The organism is Streptomyces sp. CB00316, assembly GCF_001905595.1.
Taxonomy (GTDB): Bacteria; Actinomycetota; Actinomycetes; order Streptomycetales; family Streptomycetaceae; genus Streptomyces.
This window is the reverse complement of sequence record NZ_LIXI01000001.1, coordinates 822,325-833,876: the sequence shown is the minus strand read 5'-3', so window position 1 is coordinate 833,876 and position 11,552 is coordinate 822,325. Positions and strand designations below refer to the sequence as shown.

The window sequence follows — 11,552 nt, the reverse complement described above, 5'->3', positions numbered from 1 at the left end:
TCGGGGCCGACAGCTGGTCCTACCTGCGGTTTCGGGTGGCCCGGGCAGATTTTGCCCGGGCCACCGGGATATCGCGTCAGAAAGACGATTACACTGAGCCGCGTGCCTCAACTACGCCTCGCACTGAATCAGATCGACTCGACCGTCGGCGACCTCGCCGGGAACTCCGAGGCGATCGTCCACTGGACCCGGCACGCCGCCGAGCAGGGCGCCCACCTCGTGGCGTTCCCCGAGATGGTGCTGACCGGATACCCCGTCGAGGACCTGGCCCTGCGGTCGTCCTTCGTCGAGGCCTCGCGGGAGGCGCTGCGCGCGCTCGCCGCCCGGCTCGACGCGGAGGGCTTCGGCGAGCTGCCGGTCGTCGTCGGCTACCTGGACCGCTCCGAGTACGCCGCCGCGCGGTACGGGCAGCCCGCCGGGTCCCCGCGCAACGCGGCGGCCGTGCTGCACCGCGGCGGGATCGCGCTCAACTTCGCCAAGCACCACCTGCCGAACTACGGCGTGTTCGACGAGTTCCGGTACTTCGTGCCGGGCGACTCGATGCCCGTCGTTCGGGTCCACGGCATCGATGTGGCCCTCGCGATCTGCGAGGACCTCTGGCAGGACGGCGGGCGCGTCCCGGCCGCCCGGTCCGCCGGGGCCGGGCTGCTGCTCTCGATCAACGCCTCGCCGTACGAGCGGGACAAGGACGACACCCGGCTCGACCTGGTCCGCAAGCGGGCCCGGGAGGCCGGCTGCACGACCGCGTACCTCGCGATGATCGGCGGGCAGGACGAGCTGGTCTTCGACGGCGACTCGATCGTCGTCGACAAGGAGGGCGAGGTCATCGCCCGTGCCCCGCAGTTCTCCGAGGGCAGCGTGATCCTCGATCTGGAACTGCCCGCCGCCGAGGCCGTCGTGCCCTCGGGAGTGGTGGACGACGGGCTGCGCATCGACCATGTGGTGCTGTCCGACCGGCCCGTGGCCGCGTACGAGCCCGAGCTCGCGGGCGGGTACGCGGAGCGGCTGGACGACGACGAGGAGATCTACTCGGCGCTGGTGGTCGGGCTCCGTGCGTACGCTGCGAAGAACGGTTTCAGCAGTGTGCTGCTCGGGCTCTCCGGCGGGATCGACTCGGCGCTCTGCGCGGCCATCGCGTGCGACGCGCTCGGCGCGGAGAACGTGTACGGCGTCTCCATGCCGTCGAAGTACTCCTCGGACCACTCCAAGGGCGACGCGGCGGAGCTGGCCCGGCGGACCGGGCTCAACTTCCGTACGGTGCCGATCGCCCCGATGTTCGACGCGTACATGGAGTCGCTCGACCTCACCGGGCTCGCCGAGGAGAACCTCCAGGCGCGGCTGCGCGGTACGACGCTGATGGCCATCTCCAACCAGGAGGGGCAGATCGTGCTGGCGCCCGGCAACAAGTCGGAGCTGGCGGTCGGTTACTCCACGCTGTACGGGGACGCGGTCGGCGCGTACGGGCCGATCAAGGACGTGTACAAGTCGTCGGTGTTCCGGCTGGCGAAGTGGCGCAACCGGGCCGCCGAGGAGCGCGGGCAGACCCCGCCGATCCCCGAGGCCTCGATCACCAAGCCGCCGAGCGCGGAGCTGCGGCCGGGCCAGGTCGACACGGACTCGCTGCCGGACTACGACGTGCTCGACGCGATCCTGGAGCTGTACGTGGACCGGGATCAGGGCATGGACGCGATCGTGGCGGCCGGGTTCGATGCGGAGCTGGTGGCCAAGACGTTGCGGATGGTGGATACCGCGGAGTACAAGCGGCGGCAGTATCCGCCGGGGACGAAGATCTCGCCCAAGGGGTTCGGGAAGGACCGGCGGTTGCCGATCACGAACCGCTGGCGCGAGTCGTCCTAGCGGGGTCGGCGGTCACCGGGGGCGTCCGGTGGCCGCCTTCGTCCTCAAACGCCGGACGGGCTGGAATGGCCCGACGGGCCCGGGGTCGACGTGGCCGCGGGCCCGCCCGGGGTAGCGGTTCCGTCCTGAAAAGCCGGACGGGCTGGAGAGGGCGCCGGGCGGGCATGATTGGCTGCCACCACCCGCGAGGCCCTCCCCGGTCCCCGGTCCAGGAAGCCCGCCGCCGCCGCTATCGCCAGGCCGATCACCGCCAGCACCGCACCCACGAACGCCGGGGACGTCCAGCCCCAGCCGGCCGCGATCGCCACGCCGCCCAGCCATGCGCCGCCCGCGTTGGCCAGGTTGAAGGCCGAGTGGTTGGAGGCGGAGGCCAGGGTCGGGGCGTCCTTCGCCTTGTTCATGACCAGCATCTGGAGCGGGGTCGTCGTCATGAACCCGACGCCGCCCAGGAGCATGACCATCACCAGCGCCGCCCAGTGCACCTGCACCGTGAACGGGAACGCCACCAGGATCACCGCGAGGGCGCCGAGCGAGCCGTACAGGGTCGGGCGCAGTGCCCGGTCCGTGAGGGGGCCCGCGGCCAGGGCGCCCAGGGTCATCCCGATGCCGAAGAGGGCGAGGACGACGGTGACCGAGGATTCGCCGAAGCCCATCGCCTTCGTGGTCATCGCCGAGAGGTACGAGTACACCGCGAAGACCCCGGCGAAGCCGAAGACGGCGGTGAGCAGGCCGAGGAGCACCTGGCGGTTGCCGAGGGCGCGGAGTTCGCGGCGTACGTCCTGGTGGGCCTCGACCGGGATGGTGGGCACCAGGCGGGCGAGGGCCGCCACCGCGGTGAGGCCGATCACGGCGACGACCAGGAAGGTGGCGCGCCAGCCGAGGTGCTGGCCCAGCAGCGTGGCGGCGGGTACGCCGACGATGTTGGCGACCGTCAGGCCGAGGAACATCGTCGCCACCGCCCGCGCCTGGCGGCCCTCGGCGACCAGCCGGGCGGCGACGACCGCGCCGACGCCGAAGAACGCGCCGTGCGGGAGTCCGGCGAGGACGCGGCCCGCGAGGAGCCAGCCGAAGTCGGGGGCGAGCGCCGAAGCCAGGTTGCCGACGGTGAACAGCGCCATCAGGAGCAGCAGCATCTTCTTGCGCGGGACGCGGGAGCCGAGGCCGGTGAGCAGCGGCGCGCCGAGGACGACGCCGATCGCGTACGCCGATACGAGGTATCCGGCGGTCGGCACGGAGGTTCCGAGGTCGTCCGCCACGTTGGGCAGCAGGCCCATCATGACGAACTCGGTCGTGCCTATGCCGAAGGCGCTCACGGCCAGGGCGAGCAGGGCCAGGGGCATGGGGGAGAGACCTTTCGCGATCACACGGGGACAGGGGCCGGGAAGAGGCAGAACAGAGAGCCGTCGCCTCGGCATCCACGCCGGGCGACGGCTCGCTCTTCTTTATGTATGCGACTGGAACAAATTGTCGCAGACGTTTTATGCCGGGAGGTGAACGGCCGGTTGCCTGATCCCTGTCACAGCTCCACGCGGGCCGCGATCGGCAGGTGGTCGCTGTCGGTCGCCGCCAGGGTCCACGAGGACTTCGGCTCCACGCCCTTGACCATGATCTGGTCGATCCGGGCCATCGGGAACGACGCGGGCCAGCTGAAGCCGAAGCCGTCGCCCGCCGCGCCCTGGGTGGAGCGCATCTGGGAGGTGACCGCGTTCAGGGACCGGTCGTTCATCGTGCCGTTGAGGTCGCCGAGCAGGACGACGCGCTCGACCGGTTCGTCGGCGATGGCCTCGCCGAGGGCGTCGGCGCTGTTGTCGCGCTGGGTGGCGGTGAAGCCCGCGTGCAGCTTCACCCGGACCGACGGCAGGTGGGCCACGTACACCGCGACCTCGCCCTGCGGGGCCTTGACCGTGGAGCGCATGGCCCGGGTCCAGCCCATCTTGATGTCGACCGGCCTGGTGTTGCTGAGCGGGTACTTGCTCCACAGCCCGACGGTGCCCTGGACCGAGTGGTACGGGTAGCGGGCGGCCAGCGACTTCTCGTACGTGGGCACCTGCCCGCCCGGCAACTCCTGGAGGGCCACGACGTCGGCGCCGGAGCCCGCGACCTGCTGGGCGGTGCCCGCGGGGTCGGGGTTGCCCGCGTTGACGTTGTGGGTGGCGACGGTGAGGTCGCCGCCGGTGCCGGACTTGTCGGTGATCAAGCCGCCGAAGATGTTGAGCCAGATCACCGCCGGGAGCAGCAGGGCGATCAGCGCGGTGGCGGAGCGCCGCAGCAGGGCCAGGAGCAGCAGGAAGGGGATGAAGAGCGCTATCCAGGGCAGGAACGTCTCGACGAGGCTGCCTAGGTTGCCTACCCGGTTGGGGATCTGCGCGTGGACGACCATCACGAGGGTCAGCACCACCGCGCAGAGGGCCAGCACGATCCCGCGCCGCCAGATTCCCCGGTCCCGGGCCGCTCTCTTCAGGAGGCTCCGGAAGCGGGATTCGTCGGGCTGCGGCCGTTCCGCGCTGCCGTTGCCCGTGTCCGCCCCGTACGCCTGCACCATCGCGTCGTCCTCACTGCCTTGCCGTACACATCGCCGCGCCCCTCGACCCTAGGTGATGGGTGGCGTCTTTCCCGCCGTCGACGTCCCTCCGTCGGCGGCGGCTCTCCGTCAACAGGACGAGCCGAACGGGACGGGAGGTTCCGGTTCGGGCCCGGCAGGTGGGCGCTTGTGACAGAACGATCACACTCGGTCCGCCGGTGATCGGGCCGATCGCGAGGCCGAGGCCCACGCTGCCGGCCCGGATGCCCATGGCCTTGGGCTGTTCGTCGCGCTCGAAGACGTTCATCAGGACGGCGAGGGTGGCGGACATCACGAAGGCCGCGCCGAAGCCCACCAGGGCGCGCCAGGTGGTGAGTACGCCGGGCGAGGCGGACATGGCGGCCAGCGCGGAGCCGATGCCGTAGACGTCCGGCGAGGACGAGCGTGCAGGAGTTGATCGCCCACTCCAGCTCGCTCCGGGTGGCGCCGATGCCGGAGGGCACGGTGCTGGCGATCGTCTTGACCGCGACGTTCCAGATCGAGTCGTCCAGCACCACGGATGAGCAGGCTGAACATGACATGGGTCGACCCTGACGCCGTTTCGCTACGAGACCGTCTCGTATGGTCAAAGCTCTGCCCAACGGGAGCCGGCCGACCGGCGTCGTGCGGGCCCACTTCCCGTTTGCCCGGGCGGGATGCCACCATGGAAGGGATCCGGGGACGCCGTCAGGGCGCCTCGAGATGACGAAGGAGTTCACCGGCCATGTCGCTTTCGGCTGCACAGAACGAGTCCTCCCCCTCAGGTGCCGCCCCCGACAGCAGCAAGGCGCTGTACGGAGGCAAGTCCACCCGCCGCATCACGATCCACGACATCGCCGCCGCCACCGAGCGCGGCGAGAAGTGGCCCATGCTCACCGCCTACGACGCGATGACCGCGTCCGTCTTCGACGAGGCCGGCATCCCGGTCATGCTCGTCGGCGACTCGATGGGCAACGTCCATCTCGGCTACGAGACCACCGTGCCCGTCACGATGGACGAGATCGCCATCCTCTCCGCCGCCGTCGTACGGGGCACCAAGCGCGCCCTCATCGTGGCGGACCTGCCCTTCGGCTCGTACCAGGAAGGCCCGGTCCAGGCGCTGCGCAACGCAACGCGGCTGATCAAGGAGTCGGGCGTCGGCGCGGTCAAGCTGGAGGGCGGCGAGCGGTCCCTGGAGCAGATCCGGCTGCTGGTCGAGGCCGGCATCCCGGTCATGGCCCACATCGGCCTGACCCCGCAGTCCGTCAACGCCATGGGCTACCGGGTGCAGGGCCGCGGCGACGAGGCGGCCCACCAGCTGCTGCGCGACGCCAAGGCGGTCCAGGACGCGGGCGCGTTCGCCGTGGTGCTGGAGCTGGTGCCCGAGGAGCTGGCCACCCAGGTCACCCAGACGCTGCACATCCCGACCGTCGGCATCGGCGCCGGAGCCGGAACGGACGCGCAGGTGCTCGTCTACACCGACATGGTCGGGCTGACCGGCGGCAAGGTCCCGCGCTTCACCAAGCAGTACGCGAACCTGCGCCAGGTCCTCGGTGACGCGGCGAAGGAGTTCGCCGAGGAGGTCGTGGGCGGGACGTTCCCCGCGCCGGAGCACACCTTCCACTGATCCACCCGGTTCTCCATCGACCATTTCCCGCGCCAACCGACAGCCCGCCGACATCCCCCATCGGCGGGCTGTCGCCTGCCCTGGGAGGCTGTCGGCCGGTTGTCGGTGAGCTGTCGGTCGGTCCTGGTCCCATGGTGGACATGGAACGAATCGACAAGAACCCCATGAGCGGCCGGAACGCCGTCGAGGTGCGGGGGCTGGTCAAGCACTACGGCGAGACCAAGGCTCTGGACGGCGTCGACCTCGATGTCCGCGCGGGCACGGTGCTCGGTGTGCTCGGCCCCAACGGCGCCGGCAAGACCACCCTCGTACGCTGCCTGTCCACCCTGATCGTCCCCGACGCCGGGCGCGCCCTCGTCGCGGGCTACGACGTGGTGCGCCAACCCCGCCAGCTGCGCCGCACCATCGGTCTGACCGGGCAGTACGCCTCGGTCGACGAGAAGCTCTCCGGCTGGGAGAACCTCTACATGATCGGGCGGCTGCTCGATCTGCCCCGCAAGCGGGCTCGGGCCCGGGCCGGTGAACTCCTGGAGCGGTTCTCGCTCACCGAGGCCGGCAGGCGGGCCGCCATGGAGTACAGCGGCGGCATGCGGCGGCGGCTCGACCTGGCCGCCTCGATGATCGGCAGCCCGGCAGTCCTCTACCTGGACGAGCCGACGACCGGGCTCGACCCCCGGACCCGCAACGAGGTCTGGGACGAGGTGCGGCGGATGGTCGCGGAGGGCACCACCGTGCTGCTGACCACGCAGTACATGGAGGAGGCCGAGCAGCTCGCCGAGGAGCTGACGGTGATCGACCGAGGGAAGATCATCGCCCGCGGCGGGGTCGACGAGCTGAAGGCGAAGGTCGGCGGCCGCACCCTGCAGATCCGGCCCTCGGACCCGGCCGGACTGGCCGCGATGGCCCAGGCGATCCGGGAGGCCGGACTCGACGGGATCGCCGGGGCGCAGGCCGTGCCGGACGAGGGACTGCTCCACGTGCCCATCCTCAGCGACGAGCAACTGACCGCCGTCATCGGCCTGCTGGGCGTACGGGGCTTCGCCCTGGCCCATGTCGCGACCGCCCTGCCCAGCCTGGACGAGGTGTTCCTCGCGATCACCGGGGACAAGGCCGCCACCCTCGCCGACGCCGCTCCCCAGGAGGTCGCCGCATGAGCAACACCATCACACTGACGCCCGCGCCCGCCGACCCCGTACCGACGAAGGCCGCGGTGGCCGACGAGGGCCGGATCGGACTGCGGGCCAACCTCCGGCACATCGGGGCCCTGGCGCGGCGCAATCTGCTCCAGATCAAGAAGGACCCGGAGTCGATGTTCGACGTCCTTCTGATGCCGGTCATCTTCACGCTGCTGTTCGTGTACGTCTTCGGCGGCTCGGTCGGCGCCAGCCTCGGCGGCGACCGGCAGGACTACCTGAACTACCTGATCCCGGGGCTGATGGCGATGATGGGCATGAACATCGCCATGGCCGTCGGGACCGGCGTCAACGACGACTTCCGCAAGGGCGTCATGGACCGGTTCCGTACGATGCCGATCGCCCGCTCCTCGGTGCTCATCGCCAAGATCGTGGTCGAGCTGGGCCGGATGATGGTCGCCATCCTCATCCTGCTCGCGATGGGCTTCGCCCTCGGGATGACCCTGGGGACGTCCGTGCTCGGCCTCCTCGCGGCGGTCGCGCTGTCGGCGGTGTTCGGCTCCGCCATCATGTGGATCTTCATGCTGCTCGGGCTGTCCGTGAAGACGGCCCAGGCGGTCCAGGGGATGGGAATGCTGGTGCTGATGCCTCTCCAGTTCGGCTCCTCGATCTTCGCGCCGACCCGGACCATGCCGGGCTGGCTCCAGGCGTTCACCGACCACAACCCGCTGTCGAACCTCGCGGACGCGGTGCGCGGGCTGATGATGGGCGGCCCGGTCGCCGCCTCGGTCTGGTGGACGCTCGCCTGGGCCGCGGCCATCACCCTGGTGACGGCTCCGCTGGCGGTCTCCAGGTTCCGCAAGAAGACCTGAACGGGGCGGAGGAGGGGCCGACCGGTGCGCCTCGTCGCGCGTCGTCACGGCGCGGGCGCCTGCCGGTACGCCTCCGCCAGGGCGGTGGCCTCGTCGAGCGTGAGGCCGCCGCCCTCCTCGTACGCCCGGACGTACGCCGCCTCGTCGAGGTGGACCCGGGCGGCCTCCTCGGCCTCGGTCAGGGTGCGGCGCTCGATCGTCGTCGGCACGTGCCCTCCAGGCAGCAGCGCCGCTTGGAGGCCCAGCAGCCGGGCGGCGTCCGCGCAGGCCCCGGCCCCGCCCGCGGGGGTGAGCCCGGCCAGGGCGCGGGCGATCGCCACCAGGTGGGCCGAGGGCATCTGCGGGGCGATCATCATCGACAGCCGTTCCCGCGAACACCTCAGCGCCGTCAGCGCGTTGCCCAGGGCGGAGGCGTACCCGCCCTCCAGGTTGTCCAGCCAGGCCAGCACCCCGAAGACGAACCCGTCGAAGACGGCCACATCGCCGAAGGTGAGGCGCGCGCGGATCATGTCCACCTGTTCGCGGGCCTCCGCCGGCCGGCCCTGCGCGCCGAGGACGAAGGCCAGGTGCATCCGGGCGATCGCGGCGGACTCGGGGTTCGGGGGCCGTCCTCCTTCGCACACCTCCCGCAGCGCGGCCTCGGCCTCCGCCAGCCGGCCCAGCTCGGCGAGCGGCCCGGCGTACCGGGCGCGCAACAGCGCCACCTGGGAGCTGGCGCCGATCTTCCGCGCGTACTCCACGGCGGCGGCGTAGTCGTCCAGGGCCTCGGGGAAGTGACCGGTCCGTTCGTTGGCCTCGCCCCGGGACGCCAGCGCCTCGGCCGTGCCCCAGTCGTCGTCGAGCCGGGTGAAGATCTCCAGGCTCTCCTCGGCGTCGGCGCGTGCCAGGTCCGCGTGGCCGGAGTGACCGGCCAGGAAGTTGGCTCGCAGCTGGAGGGCGGCCGCCAGCTCCCACTCGTAGCCGTAGGCCCGGGAGGCCCGGACCGTCTCGTCGAGCGCCTCGCGCGTCCGGTCCATGTCCCCGGTGAACATGATCGCGTACATCCAGAACGTACCGGGCATGCGGCAGGTCTGCGGCTGCCCCGGCCGGTAGGCGTCCGCGATGATCCACAGCCGCTCCTGCCCCGCGGCGTCCGACCACGCGGAGATCGCGTCGTCCACGCTGGCCACCTGGATCAGGGCAGACCCGCGCCGTGCCTCCGAAAGCTGGTCGTCGTCCATCGGCGGCGGCCGGTCGATGGCCGACTCCGGCAGCGAGGGAGTACGGACGTCGGGCCGGGCGAACGGGTCGGGGCCGAGCGAGGAGGCGGCCTCGGCCCACTGGCGGGCGTCCGAGCGCAGGTCGCGCAGCATCCAGTACCAGGACAGCGAGAGCACCATGCACAGCGCCTCGTGCTCGTCGCGGGCGGCGACGGCGTGGCGGAACGCGGTGCGCAGGTTCTCGTACTCGCGGCGGATGACCGCGATGGCCGCGCGCTGCCCCGCCCCGCGCATGGCCGGCCCGGTCGTACGGGCCAGCTCCCGGTAGTGGACGAGGTGGCGTCGCTCCACCGCCGCCCGCTCCCCGGCCTCCACGAGGCGTTCGGCGACGTACTCGCCGACCGTCTCCAGGAGCCGGTAGCGCATCTCCGCGTCCTCCCCGGGCGCGGCGACGACGAGGGACTTGTCGACCAGCGAGCCGAGCAGCGCGGCCACGTCGAGACTGTCGACGGCGGGGCCGCCCGGTCCGGCGGGCAGGGCGCAGACCTCCTCGGCGGCAGCGAGGGAGCAGCCGCCGGCGAAGACGGCGAGGCGGCGCAGGACGGCCCGTTCGGCCGTATCCAGCAGCTCCCAGGACCAGTCGACGACCGCGCGCAGGGTCTGCTGGCGGGGCAGCACGGTCCGGCTGCCGTTGGTGAGCAGCCGGAAACGGTCGTCCAGGCGGTCCGCGATCTGGCGCGGTGTGAGCATCCGCAGCCGGGCGGCGGCCAGTTCGATGGCGAGCGGCAGCCCGTCGAGCCGTCGGCAGATCTCGGCGCAGGCGGCGGCGGTGGCCTCGTCGGCGTCGGTACGGAAGCCGGGCCGGGCGGCGGCTCCGCGCTCGGCGAGGAGGCGCAGCGCCATCGGGTCGGGCAGCGGTTCGACGGGGCGCACGAACTCGCCCGGTACGCCGAGGGGTTCGCGGCTGGTCGCCAGGACGGTGAGCTGCGGGCAGTGGGTGAGCAGGTGGTCGGTGAGGGCTGCCGCCGCCCCGACGACGTGCTCGCAGTTGTCCAGGAGCAGCAGCATCCGGCGCGGGGCGCAGTGCTCGGTGAGGCGTACGAGGGGGTCGTCGCCGGTGCGGTCAGCGGCGCGCAGCTCCTCGGCGCCGGCCCCGCGCAGCACGGTCTCCCGGGCGCCGAGCGCGCTGAGCACGGCCTCGGGGACGGCGTCCGGGTCGTCCACGGGGGCCAGCTCCGCCAGCCAGACCCCGTCGGGCCAGGCGTCGGTGACGGTCTCCGCCGTCTCCTGCGACAGCCGCGTCTTGCCCGCACCGCCGGGGCCGAGGAGGGTGACGAGCCGGGTGCGGGTGAGGTCCTCGCGCAGGGTCGCGATGTCGCCGTCGCGGCCGACGAAGCTGGTGAGCCGGGCGCGGAGGTTGCCGGGGGCGGGCGGGTGCGGCCTGCGGACAGCGGGCGGCTCCAGGAGTTCCGGTGCGGCCGGTTGCGGGTGGCTCGGTCCGGCCGGTTCCTGGTGGAGTAGTTCTCCGTACAGACCGCGCAGTTCGGGGCCCGGGTCGGTGCCGAGTCGGTCGGAGAGTACGGTGCGGACCCCCTCGTACGCCGCCAGCGCCTCGGCCGTGCGCCCGGCGTCCCGAAGGGCCCTGATGCGCAGGGCCTGGAGCGGTTCGTCGAGCGGGTGGGCGGCGCAGAGCGCGGCCAGCTCCCACAGGGCCTCGTCCGCCCGCCCGAGGACGCGCAGCGCCTCCAGCCGGGCCCGCCGGGCGGCGAGCCTGCGGGACTCCAGGCGGGAGGCGGGCGCCGCACGGTCGGGCAGGTCGTCGAGCGGCGGCCCGCCCCAGAGCGCCAGGGCCTCGTCCAGGACGGTGACGGCTTTGACCGGGTCGCCCTGCTCCAGGACCCGGCTCCCCTCCCCGGCCAGCCGCTCGAACCGGTGCAGGTCCACGGCGTCCGGCTCGGCGGCCAGCCGGTAGCCGCTCTCCACCGACTCGACGGCACTCCGTCCCAGCGCCCGCCGCAGCCGCCCGACCAGTGCCTGGAGCGCGCCGGCCGCGTCGGCGGGCGGGTCACCGTCCCACACCTCGCCCACCAGGACCCCGGCCGGGACGGTCCGCCCGGGGTGCAGTGCGAGGACGGTGAGCAGGGCGCGCAGCCGCGCCCCGCCGAGGGCGACGGCCGTACCGTCGTCGCGGAGTGCCCGGGTGGTGCCGAGGATGCAGTAGCGCACGGGCCCATTGTCCGCGACGGACGCGGTCACGGTGTTGACCGGGGGGAACTCCTGCCCGGGTCCTCGTCGTTCCCGCCGTGTCGGCGGACGTGTCGGCGT

General features: G+C 72.4%; 7 protein-coding genes and 1 pseudogene. 4 read left to right on the top strand and 4 right to left on the bottom strand.

Features of this window, described 5'->3' with window-relative positions; genetic code table 11:
• Positions 1–102 precede the first annotated feature (102 nt).
• A complete protein-coding gene (locus AMK21_RS03750) occupies positions 103–1,857 on the top strand; it encodes an NAD+ synthase (protein WP_073874066.1) in 1,755 nt (584 codons plus the stop codon).
• A 44-nt stretch (positions 1,858–1,901) separates the two neighbouring features.
• Here the strand turns inward: AMK21_RS03750 and AMK21_RS03745 are convergent, their stop codons facing one another.
• The 3 genes and pseudogenes from AMK21_RS03745 to AMK21_RS03735 all read right to left on the bottom strand — a co-directional run.
• The gene (locus AMK21_RS03745; RefSeq protein ID WP_073874064.1) at positions 1,902–3,197 is read right to left on the bottom strand and encodes an MFS transporter; all 1,296 of its coding nucleotides are present in this window, start codon (positions 3,195–3,197) and stop codon (positions 1,902–1,904) included.
• Positions 3,198–3,373: 176 nt separating this feature from the next.
• Positions 3,374–4,399, bottom strand: coding sequence for an endonuclease/exonuclease/phosphatase family protein (locus AMK21_RS03740; RefSeq protein ID WP_079181055.1), 1,026 nt, complete (start codon positions 4,397–4,399; stop codon positions 3,374–3,376).
• 190 nt (positions 4,400–4,589) lie between these two features.
• Positions 4,590–4,954 (bottom strand): annotated as a pseudogene (locus AMK21_RS03735) (MFS transporter); the annotation flags it as partial.
• Between the two features lie 187 nt (positions 4,955–5,141).
• Here AMK21_RS03735 and panB point away from each other — a divergent pair.
• The 3 genes from panB (at position 5,142) to AMK21_RS03720 (ending at position 8,028) form a co-directional block, all read left to right on the top strand.
• Positions 5,142–6,023: a 3-methyl-2-oxobutanoate hydroxymethyltransferase gene (gene panB / locus AMK21_RS03730; RefSeq protein WP_073874063.1), complete on the top strand. Its 882-nt coding sequence runs from the start codon at positions 5,142–5,144 to the stop codon at positions 6,021–6,023.
• 131 nt (positions 6,024–6,154) lie between these two features.
• A complete protein-coding gene (locus AMK21_RS03725; protein WP_073874061.1) occupies positions 6,155–7,177 on the top strand; it encodes an ATP-binding cassette domain-containing protein in 1,023 nt (340 codons plus the stop codon).
• Positions 7,174–8,028: an ABC transporter permease gene (locus tag AMK21_RS03720; RefSeq protein ID WP_073874059.1), complete on the top strand. Its 855-nt coding sequence runs from the start codon at positions 7,174–7,176 to the stop codon at positions 8,026–8,028. Before AMK21_RS03725 ends, AMK21_RS03720 begins: the two co-directional genes overlap by 4 nt.
• A gap of 44 nt (positions 8,029–8,072) precedes the next feature.
• On the opposite strand, the gene AMK21_RS03715 is transcribed toward AMK21_RS03720, so the two are convergent.
• A complete protein-coding gene (locus tag AMK21_RS03715) occupies positions 8,073–11,453 on the bottom strand; it encodes an AfsR/SARP family transcriptional regulator (protein WP_073874276.1) in 3,381 nt (1,126 codons plus the stop codon).
• Positions 11,454–11,552 lie beyond the last annotated feature (99 nt).

What these genes read in the sequence shown, in the direction of transcription:
- AMK21_RS03740 (WP_079181055.1), bottom strand. Translation starts at nt 4,399, where the DNA reads ATGGTGCAGGCGTACGGGGCGGACACGGGCAACGGCAGCGCGGAACGG.
- AMK21_RS03725 (WP_073874061.1), top strand. Translation starts at nt 6,155, where the DNA reads ATGGTGGACATGGAACGAATCGACAAGAACCCCATGAGCGGCCGGAAC.
- AMK21_RS03720 (WP_073874059.1), top strand. Translation starts at nt 7,174, where the DNA reads ATGAGCAACACCATCACACTGACGCCCGCGCCCGCCGACCCCGTACCG.
- panB (WP_073874063.1), top strand. Translation starts at nt 5,142, where the DNA reads ATGTCGCTTTCGGCTGCACAGAACGAGTCCTCCCCCTCAGGTGCCGCC.
- AMK21_RS03745 (WP_073874064.1), bottom strand. Translation starts at nt 3,197, where the DNA reads ATGCCCCTGGCCCTGCTCGCCCTGGCCGTGAGCGCCTTCGGCATAGGC.